Here is a 17,520-nt window from a genome sequence, read left to right as displayed (position 1 = left end):
ACGGCAGGTCCGTGCGGAAGCCGAGCGCCTGGGAGAGGCCGCCGATGAGCCGGCCAGCTCCTCGACGAGCGCGGCGGCGGTGCGGCGCGCCTCGGTGGCGCCCCGCTGCCCGGTGGCGAGCGCCTCGCAGCGCGCCTCCAGCTCCTCCAGCTCGGCGGCGGCCTCGTCCACGGAGGCCTGCACTTCGAGGAGGCTGGGCGCCCCTGCGGAGCCGCCCTGCGCGTAGTGCGCGCCGAGCAGGTCGCCCTCGGCGGTGACGGCGGTGAGCCCGGGGTGGGCCCGCACCAGCTCGACGGCCTCGTCGAGCCCGTCGACCACGACGACGTCCCGGAGCAACCGGCGGACGGCGCCGATGAGTTCGGCGGGTCCGTCGACGAGCCGGGTGGCGGGGACGGCCGAGGAGCCGGCGCCGGCGCCGGGCGAACCGCTCTCCTCGGCGACCCCGGTGAGCAGCAGCGCCGCGCGGCCCGCGTCCTGCTTGCGGAGCAGGCGCAGGGCCTCGGCCGCCGCGGCAGGTCCCGTGACGGCGACCGCGTCCGCCGCCGCGCCGAGCGCGGCGGCGAGCGGGACCTCGTGGCCGGGGGTGACGGTGAGGAGTTCGGCGGCCGGGCCGAGCAGCCCCGTCAGGCTGTCACGGGCGCCGAGCAGAGCCCCGGTGCCGTCCTTGCGGCGCAGGCCGAGGGAGAGCGCCTCGTGGCGGGCCCGGGTCGCGGCGCGGCTGCGGTCGGCGGCGGTGGCGGCCTCCCGGGCGGCGGTCAGCGCGGCCTCCGCCTCGCCGAGGTCGCGGCGGGCCTTCTCGTACCGCTCCCCCAGTTCGCTGTCGTCCGCGTCGAGTCCGTCGACCTCGGCCTTGAGCTGCTCGTACTCCTCCTGCGCGGCGACGGCCCTGTCCTGCGCCTCGTCCCGGGCGGCGGCGAGCCGGTCGATCTCGGCCTGGGCCGACGCGGCGCGCGAGCGGGCGGCGTTGACCTGGCCGTGCAGCCGGGCGAGTCCCTCGCGCCGGTCGGCGATGGCACGGGCCACGTCCTTGAGCCGCCGCTCCTCGACCGCGAGTTCCCGCTCCAGGTCGGCGCGGTGGGCGACGGTGTCCTCCAGGGCGCGTTCGGCCGCTTCGAGGGCGGCCTCCAGCTCGGCCTCCTGCTCGCGGATGCGGGCGGCCTCGCGCTCCATGTCCTCCGGGTCGCGGCCCCTGCGCTCCTCCGGCGGCTGGGCGGTGGCGCTCTTCACCCGCGCGTCGGCGAGCGAGATCGTGCCGCGCACCCGCTCGGCGAGCTGGGAGAGTTCGTACCAGGTCTGCTGCGCGCGCTGGAGGCGCGGGGCGAGCCGGCGGACCTCGTCCTCCAGGTCGGCCTCCTTGGCGAGGGCGGCCTTCAGCTCGTTCTCGGCGCTCTCCTTGCGCTCCTTCAGCGCGGCCTCGTCGGCGACCTCGGTCCGCAGCGCCTCCTGGAGGCGTACGAGGTCGTCGGAGAGCAGCCGCAGGCGGGCGTCGCGCAGGTCGGCCTGGATGACGGCGGCGCGGCGGGCGACGGCCGCCTGACGGCCGAGCGGCTTGAGCTGGCGGCGCAGTTCGTCGGTGAGGTCCTGCACGCGCGCGAGGTTGGCCTGCATCGCGTCCAGCTTCCGCAGCGCCTTCTCCTTGCGCTTGCGGTGCTTGAGGACGCCGGCGGCCTCCTCGATGAAGGCGCGGCGCCCCATCGGGTCGGCGTGCAGGACGGAGTCGAGCTGGCCCTGGCCGACGATGACGTGCATCTCGCGGCCGATGCCGGAGTCGGAGAGCAGGTCCTGGATGTCGAGCAGGCGGCAGGTGTCGCCGTTGATCTGGTACTCGCTGCTGCCGCCCCGGAACATGATCCGGGTGATGGTGACTTCGGCGTAGTCGATGGGCAGGGCACCGTCGGAGTTGTCGATCGTCAACGACACCTCGGCGCGGCCGAGCGGCGGCCTGCCGGTCGTGCCGGCGAAGATGACGTCCTCCATCTTGCCGCCGCGCAGCGACTTGGCGCCCTGCTCGCCCATGACCCAGGACAGCGCGTCCACGACGTTGGACTTGCCGGACCCGTTCGGCCCGACGACACACGTGATTCCCGGTTCGAACCGCAGCGTGGTGGCGGAGGCGAACGACTTGAAACCGCGGAGCGTCAGGGCCTTGAGATGCACGCCCCGGGACTCTACCTGGGGTTGCGCGTTTCACCCATGAAGGTGCAGGGCACACCCTCCGGTAAGAACCGGGGGTGGGACCTGGGGGACTCAAGAAAGAAGGGACGCCTGAGCGTCCCTTGCATATCTAGCTGTGCCAGCGAGAGTGTTTCTCACCTTGCCCCGGCACGGGGCTGACCGTCGGGGCTGACTGTCCGATGGTGCCGACTGTCAGGTGAGCGCAGGCTCCGCCTTGGGAACGTCGAGGTCGATGCTGTCGAGCAGCGACTCGCCATGCTGTGCGGCGGCAGCGTTGAGCGCGTCGTTCTCGGACTGAATCCGCACAAGCTCGGACTCGAGGTCCTGGACGCGCTGCTGAAGCCGTCGCATCTCGGCGAGGAGTCGCGGGTCGGAGCCGCCGACGTAACCGAGAAGCGCCTTTGCCATGATGGATGGTCCTCCACACTGAGTGACCGACCGAAGCGGTGTGGGTCGTGAGGGATTTCGCACCCGCGGTGCTCGGCAGTGCTTCATGTCGTGCCGGTTCGTACTGCCAAACAACTAAGGTGCGCGGGGATTCCAGAGTCTCACCAAAAAGTTTGACGGTCAACACGATCACGCCCTGTATCAAGGGGCGACCGGGGGGTCCGCGGCCGCACAGCAGGCGGCGGCGCCTCGCAACTCGGTGCCTCAGGGGCGTCGCGATCATCCTTCCGCGCGCGACAGCGCACCGCAAGCCCTTCTCGGCAACCAGCAGGTCATTTCCCCTTCGGCGACCCTTCTCCGAACGTCCGCCCGAGGGCCGCGCAGGCCATCGGACGGAGCCGGATCGAGGGGGTCGTCAGCGGATCGCGAAGCCGTCGTAGCCGCCGCGCGGAGTGCCCCATATCTCTGTGACCCCGTCGACGCGCCCGGGAGTGTCGGCGGAGCGCAGCCAGTCGAGGAGACGGTGGCAATTCTCACTCGGCCCCTCGGCCACGACCTGGACGCGGCCGTCGTCGAGGTTGAGGGCGAAGCCGGCCAGGCCGCCGATCTCCAGCGCGTTTGCCCTGGTGAACCAGCGGAAGCCCACTCCCTGTACTCGGCCGCGCACCCAGGCGGTCAGCCGGACGTCTTCGTTCATGACTGAACGCTAGCTGGCCAATTAATCACAGAGCACACCACCCCCTCGTGTCATGGCGTACAGTCCCGACCGAATGCGACTCACCCGTTCGGGTGCACTGCATTCGACAAGCCCGCAGAAGCAAAGATCAGCAAAGACAGCACCGCAGAACGTCAGGGAGGCAGCGGGATGGGACGCCATCGCAGGAGGCGCGGCACGCCTTTGCGCACCGGACTGCTCGGTGCCTCCGCCGCGGTCGCCGTCGGCACGGTCGCCTTCACCTCGGGCCTGCTGCCCGGCGGGGACACCCTCACCGTGGGCAGCGCGGGTTCCGGTACGGAGCAGACCCAGTCCCGGCAGGCCCCGGAGCTGACGACGCAGGGCGGCTCGTCCACCTCTCCGACGAGCCCGTCGTCCGCGTCCGCCTCCGCGTACAAGAAGCCGGCCGCCCCGAGCACCGCCCCTTCGTCCCCCTCCGCGACCCCGTCGCCGAAGCCGAAGCCGTCGAAGACGACCGCCGCCCCGAAGCCCTCGAAGCCGGCCGCCACGCCGTCGAAGACGGCGAAGCCCGAGCCGGCCCCCACGACCGCGAAGCCCGCCCCGCGCACCGAAGCCCCCGAGGCGCCCGCCGCCCCGGCCCTGAGCCGCGCCGCTGCCGCCGAGGCCGAGGTCGTCCGCCTGGTCAACGACGAGCGGACCAAGGTCGGCTGCAGCGCGGTGCGCTCGGACGCGGCGCTCGCGAAGCTCGCGGGCGACTTCAGCGCCGACATGGCCGCGCGCGGCTTCTTCGACCACACGGACCCCGACGGCGACACCCCGTGGGAGCGGGCCCGCCAGGCGGGCGTGACCGGCATGGCCGGCGAGAACATCGCCCGCGGCCAGGCGGACGCTGCGGCCGTGATGGAGTCGTGGATGAACAGCGACGGCCACCGCGCCAACATCCTGAACTGCGACTACACGACGCTCGGCGTCGGCGTGCACTTCGCCGACGGCGGCCCGTGGTGGACCCAGGACTTCGGCTTCTGAGTTTCCGCAGGTCAGCGACCTAAGAGCTTTCGTGGGCCGTCCCGGGGCCGTCATCGGCGACCGGGGCGGCCCACGCCGCGTCCACGGCGGGCGGGGAGCCGCTGCTGAGACACTGGGTGAGGGAAGGTCGATTCGCGCAAGGTGTCCTTGGGATCCCGGAGGAGATCAGCCATGTACGCAGTGATTCGGCGTTACGAAGGAGTGACCGACTCCGCCGAGGCGGGACGTCGAGTGGACGAGGGATTCGTACCTCTCCTCCGCCGGGTCCCCGGCTTCGTGGCCTACTACTGGGTGGACGCCGGAGACGGAGTGATGGTCTCCACCAGCGTCTTCGAAGACCGATCCGGGGCCGAGGAGTCGATCGAGCGGGCGGCGGACTTCGTGAGGGACAACCTCGCGTCCCTGCTCCCCAACCCTCCTCAGGTCACGGCCGGCACGGTCGCGGCCGCCGGGTAGCGACCCGGGAGCACTGTCTCCTGGTGAGCGCTGTGCGGACGTACGGTGCCGGAGTACGGTGAAGCCATGAGTGACGACCTCGCTGCCGACTTCGCCTTCGACGTGTTCGCCCGGGCCTGCCAGTCGCGGGGCACGCTGGAGCACGTGACCGGGCGGTGGGGCGGCCTCACCCTCGGCGCGCTCCATGAGGGGTCGTTCCGCTTCAACGAGCTGCGCCGCCGGGTCGTCGGGGTCAGCGAGAAGATGCTGTCGCAGACCCTGCACGCCCTGGAGCGCGACGGGCTCGTGCACCGCGAGGCCCAGCCGACGAACCCGCCCCGGGTGGACTACACGCTCACGCCGCTGGGCCAGGAGGTCGCGGAACGCCTCGTCGGCCTCTTCGAGCTGGTCGAGGGCCGGATGCCGCAGGTGATCTCGGCGCGCGAGCGGTACGACGCGGCCCGGGAGGCCGCCCGACTCACGCCGTAGCGCGCGGCGGGCGCTGGCAGCGCGGGCAGAAGTAGCTCGACCGGTTCATCCAGGGCCGTCGGCGCATCGGGGTCCCGCAGCGGCGGCACGGCTCGTCCTCGCGGCCGTAGGCGTCGAGCGAGCGGTCGAAGTAGCCCGACTCGCCGTTCACGTTCACGTACAGGCTGTCGAAGCTGGTCCCGCCCGCGGCGAGGGCCGCGTTCATGACGTCGCGGACGTGCTGGAGCAGTTCGGCCGAGCGGGGGCGGGTGAGCCCGGCGGTCGGGCGTTCGTAGTGCAGCTTGGCGCGCCAGAGCGCCTCGTCCGCGTAGATGTTGCCGACCCCGCTGATCAGTGTCTGGTCGAGCAGCGCCCGCTTGATCGTCGTCCGGCGCAGACGCAGCGCGGCCTGGAAGACGGCGTCGTCGAACTCCGGGTCCAGCGGGTCGCGGGCGATGTGCGCGATGACGTCGGGCAGTCCGTCCGGCGTGTTCTCGTGGAGCGAGAGCCCGCCGAAGGTGCGCTGGTCGACGAAGCGCAGCTCGGTGCCGAGGCCGTCCTGGAAGCGGACGCGGATGCGCAGGTGCTTCTCGTCGGGGGCGTCCTCGGGCTGGACGAGCAGCTGGCCGCTCATCCCGAGGTGGCCGAGGACGGAGGCGTCGGAGTCCGCCAGCGGGATCCAGAGGTACTTGCCGCGCCGGCGCGCGGTCCCGAAGCGGTGGCCCTTGAGGCGGGCCGCGAAGTCCGCGCCGCCGGCCGGGTGCCTGCGCACGGCCCTCGGGTGCAGGACCTCGACCTCGCCCACGGTCCGCCCGTCGACCCAGCGCTCAAGACCGCGCCGTACGACCTCGACCTCGGGCAACTCGGGCACGGGACTCCTCCGGAGGGGGTACGGGAACGGTGCCCGGAAAGCCTACCGCCGGGCACCGACACGAAAGCGCCCCGGGCCGGGACCCGTGTGGGGGTCCCGGCCCGGGGCGTCGAAGACGAAGGGTCAGGCGGAAGCCTCGTCGGCGGGCGTCGGCACCCCGCCGTTCTCCGGCTGCTCCGACCGCTCGGCGGCCGGAACGGCGTCGCCGGCGTGGTCGGCGTGACCGGTGTCGCCGGCCTCGGCCGCGGCCTTCGCCGCTGCCTCACGCTCGTCCGCCGCCGCGCGAATCGCGCGCCAGGCGGACTCGGCCGCCTGCTGTTCCGCTTCCTTCTTGCTGCGGCCGGTGCCGGTGCCGTACGAGACACCACCGACGCGGGCGGCAGCAGTGAAGGTCTTCTCGTGGTCCGGCCCCGTCTCGGTGACGAGGTACTCCGGGACACCAAGACCCTCGGCCGCGGTGAGCTCCTGGAGACTGGTCTTCCAGTCCAGGCCCGCACCGAGGTTCGAGGACTTCTCGATCAGCGGGTCGAAGAGCCGGTGGACCAGCTCCGAGGCCGCGTCGAGGCCCTGGTCGAGATAGACCGCGCCGATCACCGCTTCAAGGGTGTCGGCGAGGATGGAGGCCTTGTCCCGGCCACCCGTGCCCTCTTCGCCCCGGCCGAGCCGGATGAAGGAGCCGAGTTCGAGGCCGCGACCGACATCCGCCAGCGCACGCGAGTTGACCACCGCGGCCCGCAGCTTGGCCAGCTGGCCTTCGGGCAGGTCGGGGTGGGTGCGGTACAGCGTGTCCGTGACCACCAGGCCGAGCACCGAGTCCCCGAGGAACTCCAGACGCTCGTTGGTGGGCAGGCCGCCGTTCTCGTACGCGTACGAGCGGTGCGTCAGCGCACGCACCAGAAGGGCGGACTCGAGCTGATACCCGAGCCGCCCTTCCAGAAGCGTGTGGGACGAGGCATTGTCCGTCTTGATGGACTCAGACATCGCGCCTCTCACCAGCCACTCAGACCGAGAGGACCTGGCGCTTGTTGTAGGTGCCGCAGCTCGGGCACGCGATGTGCTGCAGCTTCGGCTCCTGGCAACGCTCACACGAAACCAGGGTGGGGACCGCAGCCTTCCACTGCGACCGGCGGTGGCGCGTGTTGCTGCGCGACATCTTCCGCTTCGGAACAGCCACGGCTACTTCTCCTGCTTCTCGTCGACGCCAGCTTCGGCGCCGCTCATGTTGTCCTTCTCATCGGTTCCCAGCGAACCGGCGAGTCCTTGCAGTGCCGCCCAACGCATGTCGACGGCATCGTGGTGGTGGTCCGGGTTGTCGTTCAGGTTGGTTCCGCATTCGGAACACAGACCTTCGCAGTCCTCCCGGCACACCGGCTGCATCGGCAGTGCGAGCACCACCGCGTCACGCAGCACGGGTTCGAGGTCGAACATGCCGTCCTCGAGGGGGATCATGTCCTCGTCGTCCTCGGCTTCGTCGTCCGCGACCGCCTTCGAGCGGCCCCGGTCGTCGGAGTCGGGGTACGAGAACATCTCCTGGAAGTCCACATCGAGATCGAACTCGACGGGCTCCAGACACCTTACGCACTCCCCCTCGGCCGACGCACGGGCGGTGCCTGTGACAAGCACCCCTTCCATGACCGACTCAAGACGGAGATCGATTTCCACGGCCGCGCCTTCCGGCACGCCGACGACCCCTTCGACACCGAAGTCCTTGGGGGCCGCCACCGAACGGGAGAGCCGCTGAAGGGCACCAGGACGCCGCCCCAGCTCGTGCGTGTCGAACACGAGGGGGTTGCGGTGGTCGAGGCGCGTGCTCAGGGCTCTTCCTGCTTTCGGTTCGTGAGGGGGCTGCCGTGTTCGAATCGAGAGACGAAGCGGGCAGCATGGATCGCGGGCATACGCGCGACCGAAGAGCCAGGATACTGGACGCTTCGCTCAGGGCCCAATCCGGACCCCGGGGGCCCGCTCGCTCAGTGGCCCTGACCGTGGCCGTGGCCCTGCTCGTACTGCCGCAGCTGCTCCAGGTCGATCATGCTCGTGTCGAAGAAGCTGGTCTCGTCGAGCGCGGCGGCCTGCGGCTGGTGCTGCGGCTGCTGGTACGCGTAGGGGGCCTGGTGCTGCGCCTGCTGCTGGTACGCGTACGGGTCCTGCTGCTGGTAGCCGTACGGGTCCGCGTGCTGGACCTGCTGCTGGTACGCGTAGGGATCCTGCTGCTGGTACGCGTACGGGTCCGGCTGCTGGGCCGGGATCTGCGGGGTCTGCTGGTGGGCGGGCTGCTGGACCGGCTCCGGGTCGGCCAGCTCCGCGAGTCCGGCCAGGTAGTCCGCGTCGCTGGTGTGCACGGCGCCGCCCGCCGCGTCCTGGGCGGCCATGTGCGCGCCGAGATCGTCCGTGGCGATCCGCCCGTGCAGCTTCTGCCGGCCGCGGCCGACGGCCTCCAGGGTCTTGGAGAGGACGGCCTCGAAGGCGCCGAGCTTGGCGTCGACGTACTCGTCGGCCCGGCTGATCAGGGTCTGCGGGTCGGCGCTGTACTCGGGGGCGTCCTCTTCGGCGTAACCGTTCTCGTCCAGGCCCGGGCCGCGGCCGAGGAGTTTCTCGCGGCCCCGGTCGACGGAGCCGATGGTCTTGTTGAGGACGACCTCGAAGTTGGCGAGCTTGGAGTCGACGTAGTCGTCCGCCTCCGCGCGGATCTCCTCGGCCTCCCGGCGGGCCTCGGAGAGGATCCGGTCGGCCTCGTCCTGGGACTGGCGGGCGACCTGGGTGTCGGAGATCAGGGTGCCGCGCTCGGCGTGGGCGGCCGAGATGATCCGCTCGGCCTCCTGCCGGGCCTGCTCGACCATCTGCTCGCGACCGCCGATCAGCTCCTGCGCCTGGGCCAGCGAGCCCGGCAGGGCCTCCCGCACCTCTTCGAGCATGTCCAGCAGTTCGGCGCGGTTGACCACGCAGGACGCCGACATGGGCATGGAGCGGGCGTTGGTGATCGTCGCAACGATCTCGTCGAGCTTCTTCTGCACGTCCACCGTGTGCTCGCCACTCTCTACAGCTGGATGGAGACGGACGGGACGACTGTAAGGGCAGTCGTCCCCCGTCCGACACCAGGTGACGGACCGTCAGCGACGGTCGCGCGGGGTCACTGTCGGCCGCGCCGCTCGGCCAGGCGGTCGGTGAGCCGGCCGAGGACGGCCGGCGGGACCAGGTGGGAGACGTCGCCGCCCCAGGCGGCGACCTCCTTGACCAGGGAGGACGACAGGAAGCTGTAGGTGGGGTTGGTGGGGACGAACAGGGTCTCGACGCCCGAGAGCCCGTTGTTCATCTGCGCCATCTGCAGCTCGTAGTCGAAGTCGCTGACCGCGCGGAGGCCCTTGACGATCGCGGGGATGTCTCGCTGCTTGCAGAAGTCGACCAGGAGGCCGTGGAAGGACTCGACCTCGACGTTGCCGAAGTCCGCGGTGACCTCGCGGATCAGCTCGATCCGCTCGTCGACCGTGAACAGTCCCTGCTTGGACTGGTTGATCATCACCGCGACATGTACGACGTCGTACAGCTTGGAGGCGCGGGCGATGATGTCGAGATGTCCGTTGGTGATGGGGTCGAATGACCCCGGACAGACGGCGCGGCGCAACTTGGGTCCCTCGCTCTCCGGTCCGGTCATCGTGCGTCTTCGCACGTAGAGGCGGCGCGACCGTACCAAAACGTTCCCTCGCCGTAGCGACGGGACCGCAGCGGTTCGAAACCGTCCGGCCAGCCGAATTCGCCGCCTCTGGTGCTGCGCTCCACGGTGACGACGGCGTCCTCCGCGATCCAGCCCCCGGAGCGGAGTGTGAGGAGGATCTCCCGAAGATCGTCGTCCGAGACGGCGTACGGAGGGTCGAGGAAGAGCAGGTCGTACGGCTCGGCGGGGGCCGGTCCCGTCACGATCTGCTCGGCCTTGCCGGTGCGCAGCTCGGCGCCGGGCAGGGCGAGTGACCGGATGTTCTCCCGTACGGTCCTCGCCGCGCGCTGGTCCGCCTCGACGAGCAGGGCGTGGGAGGCGCCCCGGGAGAGGGCCTCCAGGCCGACGGCGCCCGAGCCCGCGTACAGGTCGGCGACGCGGGTCCCGGTGAGCGTGCCGAGGAGCGCCTCCCAGGTGGAGAAGAGGCCCTCGCGCGCCCGGTCGGAGGTCGGACGGGTGCCGTTGCCGGGCGGCACGGCCAGTCGGCGTCCGCCGGCGGTGCCGGCGATCACGCGGGTCATGGGAGGTCCCTGTTCCTTCTGCGGTTCTCGGGTCAGTGCCTCCACGATATGGCCGGTCGGCGCGGGGTGACGTCACCCCTTCTCCAGGAAGTCCTCCCGCTCCTTGTCCAGGAGGGCGTCGAGCGCGGTGCGCAGCTCGGGGTGGTCGGAGAGGTCGGGGTCGGCGAGGACGACGGCGGTGGCCTCCTCGCGGGCGGCGGTGATGACCTCCTCGTCGTCGATGACGGTGAGCATCCGCAGCGAGGAGCGGACGCCGGACTGGGCCTGGCCGAGGACATCGCCCTCGCGGCGCTGTTCGAGGTCGATCCGGGAGAGCTCGAAGCCGTCGAGGGTGGAGGCGACCGCGGTCAGGCGCTGGCGCGCGGGGCTGGCCTCGGGCATCTCGCTGACGAGGAGGCAGAGGCCGGGGGCGGAGCCTCGGCCGACGCGGCCGCGGAGCTGGTGGAGCTGGGAGACGCCGAACCGGTCGGCGTCCATGATCACCATGGCCGTGGCGTTGGGGACGTTGACGCCGACCTCGATGACGGTGGTGGCGACCAGGACGTCGACCTCGCCGGCGGCGAAGCGGCGCATGACGTCGTCCTTGTCGTCCGGGTGCATCCGGCCGTGCAGGACCTCGACGCGCAGACCCGCGAGCGGGCCGGAGCGGAGCTTCTCCGCGACCTCCAGGACGGCGAGCGGGGGCCGCTTCTCCGCCTCGTCCTCGGGGGACGCCTTCTGCTTCGCCTTCTTCTCGTCCTCGTCGTCGCCGATGCGCGGGCAGACGACGTACGCCTGGTGGCCGTTCTCCACCTCCTCGCGCACGCGTTCCCAGGCGCGCGTGAGGAAGTGCGGCTTGTCGGCGGCGGGGACGACATGGCTGGCGATCGGGGAGCGCCCGGCGGGGAGCTGGTCCAGGACGGAGGTCTCCAGGTCGCCGAAGACCGTCATGGCGACCGTGCGCGGGATCGGCGTGGCGGTCATGACCAGGAGGTGCGGCGGCTGCTTCCCCTTGCCGCGCAGGGCGTCGCGCTGCTCCACGCCGAAGCGGTGCTGCTCGTCGACGACGACCAGGCCGAGGTCGTGGAACTGGACCTTGTCCTCGATCAGCGCGTGCGTGCCGATGACGATCCCGGCCTCACCGGTGACCAGGTCGAGCAGGGCCTGGCGGCGTGCGGCGGTCCCCATGGAGCCGGTGAGCAGCACGACCTTGGTGGCGTGCTCGGCGCCGCCGAGCATCCCGCCCTCGGCGAGCTCGCCCATCATCTCGGTCACCGAACGGTGGTGCTGCTGGGCGAGGACCTCGGTCGGGGCGAGCATCGCGGCCTGTCCCCCGGCGTCGACGACGGCGAGCATGGCCCGCAGGGCCACCATCGTCTTGCCCGATCCGACCTCGCCCTGGAGGAGGCGGTGCATGGGGTGCTCGGTGGCGAGGTCGTCGAAGATCTCCTTGGTGACCTTCTTCTGGCCGTCGGTGAGGGTGAACGGCAGCTTCGCGTCGAAGGCGTCGAGAAGCCCGCCGGGGGTGGGCCTGCGGGCGACCGCGGGCAGTTGGGTGTCGGCGTACCGGCGGCGGGCGAGGGCGACCTGGAGGACGAACGCCTCGTCCCACTTGAGTCGCTCCCGGGCGTCCTCGATGTCGGCCTTCGTCCGCGGCCGGTGGACCTTCTGGAGCGCTTCGGGCAGCTCGGTGAGGCCGCGGCCCTCGCGCAGGGCGGGCGGCAGCGGATCGGCGAGACCGGCCCAGCCGGTGGCGGCGAGGGAGTCGAGCGCGATGGAGACGGACTGCTCGATGGTCCAGGACTCCAGCTGCTTGCAGGCGGGGTAGATCGGCAGCAGTTCGTTCGCGAAGGCCTTGACCGTCTCGTCGCTGCTCTCGGCGTCCAGGAGTTTGTACTCGGGGTGGGTGAGCTGGAGCTTGCGGTTGAAGACCCCGACCTTGCCGGCGAACATCCCGCGCCGGCCCGGCAGCAGCTCCTTCTGGTGGAAGTGGACGCCCCGGCCGAAGAAGACCAGCTGCATCCGGCCGCTGCCGTCGGTGATCGTGACCTCCAGGCGCTGGCCCTTGCCCCGGCCGCCCTTGTTGAAGGTCAGCACGCGGGCGTCGGCCACCTGCGCGACGACCGTGACGTGCTCGTCGAGGGGCAGGTCGGCGAGGGCGGTGAGCTCGCCGCGCTCGGCGTACCGCCGGGGGTAGTGGTGCAGGAGGTCCCCGACCGTCCGCAGGTCGAGGTGCTCGGCCATCACCTTCGCGGTGGCGGCGCCGAGCAGGTTCTTCAGGGGTTCGTCGAGCACTGGCACGCGTTCCATTGCACACCACCGCACTGACATGCGTCCCGCAGGCTGTGGAAATCTCCTGGTCACGTCGGCGCCGTGACGCCTAGGATGACGCGGCACCCTCCCCGCTCCGCGATCACCGCCCGCCGGGATCGCCCGACCCGCGCCGTCGCTCGTCCCCCCACCGGCGCAGCGACGATGACTGCTGATCAGACACCGCACACCTTCCAGGTCGATCTGCGCGGACTCGTGGATCTCCTCTCCCACCACCTCTATTCGAGCCCGAGGGTCTACCTCCGCGAACTGCTGCAGAACGCCGTGGACGCCATCACCGCGCGCCGCGCCGAGCAGCCCGACGCCCCGGCGCGGGTCCGGTTGTACGCGGACGGCGCGGTTCTGCGGATCGAGGACAGCGGCATCGGTCTGACCGAGCGGGACGTGCACAGCCTGCTGGCCACGATCGGTCGCAGCTCGAAGCGGGCGGACGCGGCCGGCATCGCGAGCGCGCGGGCCGAGTTCCTCGGCCAGTTCGGCATCGGGCTGCTCGCCTGCTTCGTCGTCGCCGCCGAGATCCGGGTGGTCAGCCGCAGCGCCCGCACGCCGGACGAACCGCCCGTCGAGTGGACGGCCCGCGACGACGGTTCGTACACCGTCCGTACGCTCCCGGAGAGCGCGCGGCCGGAGCCGGGCACCACCGTGCACCTCACCGCGCGCCCCGGTTCCGGGGAATGGCTGGCCGAGGAGCGGGTGCTCGCGCTCGCCCGGGTGTACGGCTCCCTCCTCCCGTACGAAGTACGGGTCGGGGACGAGCAGATCACCGCCCTCCCGGCGCCCTGGGACCGGGCCTACCCGAGCCCGGCGGCGCGGCGGGTGGCGCTGGCCGGCCACTGCCAGGAGACGTTCGGTTTCACCCCCCTCGACTCGATCGACCTCGATCTGCCGCTGGCCGGGATCCGGGGCGTGGCGTACGTCCTGCCGTCGGCCGTCAGTCCGGCCCAGCGTGCGGGGCACCGGGTGCACCTGAAGGGCATGCTGCTCACCGAGCGGGCCGACGGGCTGCTGCCCGACTGGGCGTTCTTCGTGCGCTGCGTCCTGGACACCGACAGCCTGCGGCCGACGGCCTCGCGCGAGGCGTTGTACGAGGACGAGACGCTGGCCGGCGTACGGGACGCGCTCGGCGAGGCCGTCCGGGACTGGCTCGGCGATCTCGCCGCGGGCGCCCCGGAGCGGCTCGAGGAGTTCCTCGCCGTGCACCACCTCGGGGTGAAGTCGCTGGCCCGGCACGACACCGAGATGCTGCGGACGATGCTGCCGTGGCTGCCGTTCGAGACGACGGACGGCCGGCTCTCGCTGGAGGAGTTCGCCCGCCGTCACCCGGTCGTGCACTACACCCGGACCGTCGAGGAGTACCGGCAGGTCGCCGCGATCGCGACCGCGCAGGGCATCGGTGTGGTCAACGGCGGCTACACCTACGACACGGAGCTGGTGGAGCGCCTTCCCGAGGTCCGTCCCGGCACCGCCGTCGCGGAGCTGGACGCCGACACCGTCACCGCCCATCTGGACTCCGTCGACCCGGCGCAGGAGCTGGCGCTCTCGGCGTTCCTGTCGGTGGCGCGTGCCACCCTCGACCCGCTCGGCTGCGACGTGTCGCTGCGCTCCTTCCACCCGCTGACCGTGCCCGCGCTGCACCTGGACGACCGGGCGGCCCGCCATGAGCAGGCCAGGGCGGAGGCCGAGGAGCAGGCGGACGACCTGTGGGCCGGGATCCTCGGCTCGCTGCGCGGCAGCGCGCCGAGGGCGCGGCTCGTCCTCAACCACCTGAATCCGACGATCCGCCGGATCGGCGCGCTCGACGACCGGGAGCTGGCGGGGACGGCCGTCGAGGCGCTCTACGGGCAGGCGCTGCTGATGGCGCAGCGGCCGCTGCGGCCGGCCGACTCGGCGCTGCTCAACCGGGCCTTCGCGGGGCTCCTCACCTGGGCCGCCCATCACGGGGAGAACGACGCATGACCCTGACCTTCGAGGCCCTGCGCGAGGCCCTGCGGGAGAACGCGCGGCAGCCGGAGGGACCCGCCCGCAACGCGCGCGCCGAGCGGCTCCTCGTGGAGGCCGAGCAGCTCGGCGAGCCGCTGGCCGTCATCGAGGCGCTCGGGCACCAGCTCCAGGCGTACAACTACAGCTCCGAGAAGGCGAAGATGTTCGTGCCCTTCTCGCGGCTGCTGCGGATGTGGGACGAGAACCCCGGGGACTTCGACGCGTACGAGACGCACACCCTGCACTGGGTCTTCAAGTGGGTCTCCAGCGGGATGCTCGACCAGCCGCACATCCCGCTGGCGTCGATCGAGAAGTGGCTCGGCGAGATGGAGCACCGCTACCGGCTGGCCGGCCACTCCGAACGGGCCGTGCGGCAGGGTGAGTTCCGGGTGGCGCGGCACATCGGCGACCTGGCGCGGGCGGACCGGGCTTACGGGGCGTGGCTGGCGGCCGACCGGGACCCGATGGCCGACTGCCATGCCTGCGAGCTGCACGGGCAGGGCGGGTGGTCGGCGGAGCGCGGCGACGACGAGCAGGCGCTGCGGACCTGGGAGCCGGTGCTCTCGGGCGAGCACGTCTGCGCGCACGAGCCGCACGCGGTGCTCGCCTCCTCGCTGATGCCGCTGGTGCGGCTCGGCAGGACCGACGAGGCCCGGGTGAACCATCTGCGCGGCTACCGCCTGGTGCGGCCGTTGGAGAGCATGCGCGGCGCGGTGGCGGACCACATCGAGTTCTGCGCGCTGACCGGCAACGAGGCGCGGGGCCTGGAGATTCTGGCCGAGCGGCCGGCGTACCTCACCGACGGCGGTGACCCCGACAGCCTGATGTGCTTCCTGTCCGTGACGGCGCTGCTCATGGACCGCCTGGTCGCGCGGGGTCTCGGCGGGCAGCCGGTGCCGGGGCCCGCGAGGGCCGCGGGCGGTTCGTGGACGGCGGCCGAACTGGGCGCCCACGCGCGCGTGGAGGCGCTGGCGATCGCGCGGCGCTTCGACGAGCGCAACGGCACGGCGCGGGTGGGCGAGCGGGCGCGTGCCCGGATGGACGCGGCGCCGCTCCTGGACCGGCTGCCGCTGGGGGTACGGGCGGTGGGACCGGTCCCGGTGGCGGTGCCGGCCGCGGTGCGCGCGCCGGAGCCCGCGCCGGAGCCGCGCGAACTGCTCGCGGAGGCGCGACGCCTGTCGGCGGAGCGGAACCCCGCCGCGCGGGCCGCGTGGGAGGCCGTGGCCGCGGCGGTCGCCGCGGGGAGCCTCGAACTGGACGCCCTCGGCCGTGCCGAGCTGGACGACCACCGGGCCATCGCCATGGAGGCGGGCCCGGCGGAGTCGGTCCGCCTGTTCCTCCGCGCTGCCGAGGGCTACGAGGTGGCGGGCGACCCCGGCGAGGCCCAGGCGGCCCGCGCCAGGGCCGCGTTCGCCCTCGCCCTCGACGACCGGCTGCCGGAGGCGGGCGCTGCGGTCGAGGAGGCGGTCACCCGCGTCCAGGCCCTCCACGCCGAGGGCCTGGCGACGCCCCGCCAGGTGGCGGGGACGCTGCTGTCCCGGGTACGGGTGGGGTTGCTGGGGCTGCACGCGGAGGACGAGTCGACGGGCGAGGACATCGCGGCGGGCGGGCTGCCCGAGGCCGTCGACGCGCTCGCGGAGGCGCTCGACGCCTTGGTGGCCTTCGCCGCCGCGCACACCGGCGATCCGCTGGTCGCGGACCGGGCCGCCGAGGCCGAGTCCGTACGGGGTGATCTGGCCGCGCACTCCGGGGACGCCGAGGGGGCGGCGCGCCAGTACGCGTACGCCGCCGAGCTCTACCACCGGGCCGGGCTGCCCTGGTTCGCCGTCGAGCCCGAGGCCCGGCTCTCCCGGGTCTCCCTGCACACCGGCGACCTGGAGACCGCCGAGCGCGCGGCCCGGGCGGCGCTCGACCACGGCGCGGAGCACTCGGGGGCGGCCGGGCAGAGCCGGCTCCGGCTGCAGCTCGCCGAAGTCCTCGGCGCGTCGGAGCGGTTCGGCGAGGCCGCCGCGCACGCCCTGGAGGCCGCGCACTGGGCCGACGAGGCGGGCGAGAGCCGGGGCATCGGCGCGTACGCACGGCACCAGCTGGGCGGTTGGCTGCTGCGGGAGTCCCGGGTCGAGGAGGCGGCAGCGGTCCTGGAGTCCGTGCTGCCCGACCTGTCCGTGGACGAGCACGGCGCCGGCATGGTCGTCCAGACGCTGTGGTGGCTCGGCGAGTGCCTCGTGACGCTGAACGAGCCCCGGGCGGCGGCGGAGCAGTGGCTGCGGGCGGCTGAGCTGGCGAAGGAGTGGCCGGAGCAGCACGACCACGCGATGCTCGCGAACCTGGCCGGGCAGGCCCTGCTCCAGGCGGAGCTGCGGCCGGAGGCCGCGGCGGCGTACGAGCGGGCGGGCGAGCTGTGGCGCGCGCTGGGCGACGCCTCCGCGTACGTGCGGACCCTGCGGGTACGAGCCTGGATCGCCGGCGCCGCCGGGGGCGGGCGGGCCCTCATGGACGCGGCGGCGGAGGCGTGCGGCGCCGACGTGGTGGCGCGCGGGGACACGTACGTGCAGGCGGCGGAGCTGCTCGGCGACGGTGACGTGGACGCCGGGGGCCTGGGCGTCGCGCTGTCGTACGCGACGCGGGCGGCGGCGGAGTTCGCCGCGGCGGGCCCGGAGTTCCGCGACCGCCGTACGGCGGCGGAGCTGCTGGCGGCGTGGCTCCACCTCCGGCTGGACGACGGCGCGTCGGCGGCGGCGCTGGCGCGGGGGGTGCTGGCGGAGTACGACCGCGTGGCGGCGGGGACGGCTGCGGCTGGACCGGAGGGCGAGGCCGCTGCGGAGCGGCGGGCCGAGGCGGAGGCGGTGCTGGAGCGGGCGGGGGCGTGACGGGTGGGTCGTGGCGGGTGCCGGGGGCGATTCCCCCACCCCGCCCCTTCCCGAAACCCTGTCGAGACCGGGGCTGCAACCCCGCCGCGCCC

The 17,520-nt window shown here is 72.7% G+C and carries 16 protein-coding genes; 5 read left to right on the top strand and 11 right to left on the bottom strand.

All coding sequences use genetic code 11. The annotated features are described in order from the left end of the window. The 3 genes from AB0E14_RS36510 to AB0E14_RS36500 form a co-directional block, all read right to left on the bottom strand. Positions 1-2,157, bottom strand: a 2,157-nt coding sequence (locus tag AB0E14_RS36510) for an AAA family ATPase (RefSeq protein WP_362428727.1), incomplete at its 3' end; no start/stop codon positions are given. A 210-nt stretch (positions 2,158-2,367) separates the two neighbouring features. Continuing rightward, entirely contained in the window at positions 2,368-2,583 is a 216-nt protein-coding gene (locus tag AB0E14_RS36505) for a hypothetical protein (protein ID WP_352190317.1), read from the bottom strand. A 394-nt stretch (positions 2,584-2,977) separates the two neighbouring features. Next, positions 2,978-3,259: an acylphosphatase gene (locus AB0E14_RS36500; protein ID WP_362428723.1), complete on the bottom strand. Its 282-nt coding sequence runs from the start codon at positions 3,257-3,259 to the stop codon at positions 2,978-2,980. Positions 3,260-3,427: 168 nt separating this feature from the next. Between AB0E14_RS36500 and AB0E14_RS36495 the strand changes: the two genes are divergently transcribed. The 3 genes from AB0E14_RS36495 (at position 3,428) to AB0E14_RS36485 (ending at position 5,188) form a co-directional block, all read left to right on the top strand. After that, the gene (locus AB0E14_RS36495) at positions 3,428-4,264 is read left to right on the top strand and encodes a CAP domain-containing protein (protein WP_362428720.1); all 837 of its coding nucleotides are present in this window, start codon (positions 3,428-3,430) and stop codon (positions 4,262-4,264) included. A 171-nt stretch (positions 4,265-4,435) separates the two neighbouring features. Beyond that, complete coding sequence (locus AB0E14_RS36490) at positions 4,436-4,720, top strand: hypothetical protein (RefSeq protein ID WP_362428717.1); 285 nt, start codon at positions 4,436-4,438, stop codon at positions 4,718-4,720. 66 nt (positions 4,721-4,786) lie between these two features. After that, positions 4,787-5,188: a helix-turn-helix domain-containing protein gene (locus tag AB0E14_RS36485; RefSeq protein ID WP_362428714.1), complete on the top strand. Its 402-nt coding sequence runs from the start codon at positions 4,787-4,789 to the stop codon at positions 5,186-5,188. Here AB0E14_RS36485 and mutM read toward each other — a convergent pair. The 8 genes from mutM to recG form a co-directional block, all read right to left on the bottom strand. After that, entirely contained in the window at positions 5,178-6,038 is an 861-nt protein-coding gene (gene mutM / locus AB0E14_RS36480; protein WP_362428711.1) for a bifunctional DNA-formamidopyrimidine glycosylase/DNA-(apurinic or apyrimidinic site) lyase, read from the bottom strand. The genes AB0E14_RS36485 and mutM overlap by 11 nt on opposite strands. Positions 6,039-6,161: 123 nt before the next feature. Continuing rightward, entirely contained in the window at positions 6,162-7,019 is an 858-nt protein-coding gene (rnc, locus tag AB0E14_RS36475) for a ribonuclease III (protein ID WP_362428708.1), read from the bottom strand. A 19-nt stretch (positions 7,020-7,038) separates the two neighbouring features. Then, positions 7,039-7,212, bottom strand: a complete 174-nt coding sequence (rpmF, locus tag AB0E14_RS36470; protein ID WP_015036448.1) for a 50S ribosomal protein L32 — start codon at positions 7,210-7,212, stop codon at positions 7,039-7,041. A gap of 2 nt (positions 7,213-7,214) precedes the next feature. Continuing rightward, the gene (locus AB0E14_RS36465; protein WP_362428705.1) at positions 7,215-7,820 is read right to left on the bottom strand and encodes a DUF177 domain-containing protein; all 606 of its coding nucleotides are present in this window, start codon (positions 7,818-7,820) and stop codon (positions 7,215-7,217) included. Positions 7,821-8,005: 185 nt separating this feature from the next. Further along, on the bottom strand, positions 8,006-9,055 hold the full coding sequence (locus AB0E14_RS36460) for an ATP synthase F0 subunit B (RefSeq protein WP_362428702.1): 1,050 nt from the start codon (positions 9,053-9,055) through the stop codon (positions 8,006-8,008). A gap of 110 nt (positions 9,056-9,165) precedes the next feature. Further along, positions 9,166-9,657: a pantetheine-phosphate adenylyltransferase gene (gene coaD / locus AB0E14_RS36455; RefSeq protein WP_362428730.1), complete on the bottom strand. Its 492-nt coding sequence runs from the start codon at positions 9,655-9,657 to the stop codon at positions 9,166-9,168. 26 nt (positions 9,658-9,683) lie between these two features. Continuing rightward, complete coding sequence (gene rsmD, locus AB0E14_RS36450) at positions 9,684-10,268, bottom strand: 16S rRNA (guanine(966)-N(2))-methyltransferase RsmD (protein WP_362428699.1); 585 nt, start codon at positions 10,266-10,268, stop codon at positions 9,684-9,686. Between the two features lie 72 nt (positions 10,269-10,340). Then, positions 10,341-12,557: an ATP-dependent DNA helicase RecG gene (gene recG, locus AB0E14_RS36445; protein ID WP_362428696.1), complete on the bottom strand. Its 2,217-nt coding sequence runs from the start codon at positions 12,555-12,557 to the stop codon at positions 10,341-10,343. Between the two features lie 165 nt (positions 12,558-12,722). Here recG and AB0E14_RS36440 point away from each other — a divergent pair, with 165 nt between their 5' ends. Both AB0E14_RS36440 and AB0E14_RS36435 read left to right on the top strand, forming a co-directional pair. Further along, positions 12,723-14,534, top strand: coding sequence for an HSP90 family protein (locus AB0E14_RS36440; protein ID WP_362428693.1), 1,812 nt, complete (start codon positions 12,723-12,725; stop codon positions 14,532-14,534). Further along, entirely contained in the window at positions 14,531-17,428 is a 2,898-nt protein-coding gene (locus AB0E14_RS36435; RefSeq protein ID WP_362428690.1) for a tetratricopeptide repeat protein, read from the top strand. The genes AB0E14_RS36440 and AB0E14_RS36435 overlap by 4 nt, the downstream gene beginning before the upstream one ends. Positions 17,429-17,520 lie beyond the last annotated feature (92 nt).

Origin of the sequence: Streptomyces sp. NPDC047981, assembly GCF_040653315.1 — a bacterium.
GTDB lineage: Bacteria > Actinomycetota > Actinomycetes > Streptomycetales > Streptomycetaceae > Streptomyces.
Note: the sequence above shows the minus strand (reverse complement) of the source record. Positions and strands in the feature narration are given on the sequence as shown.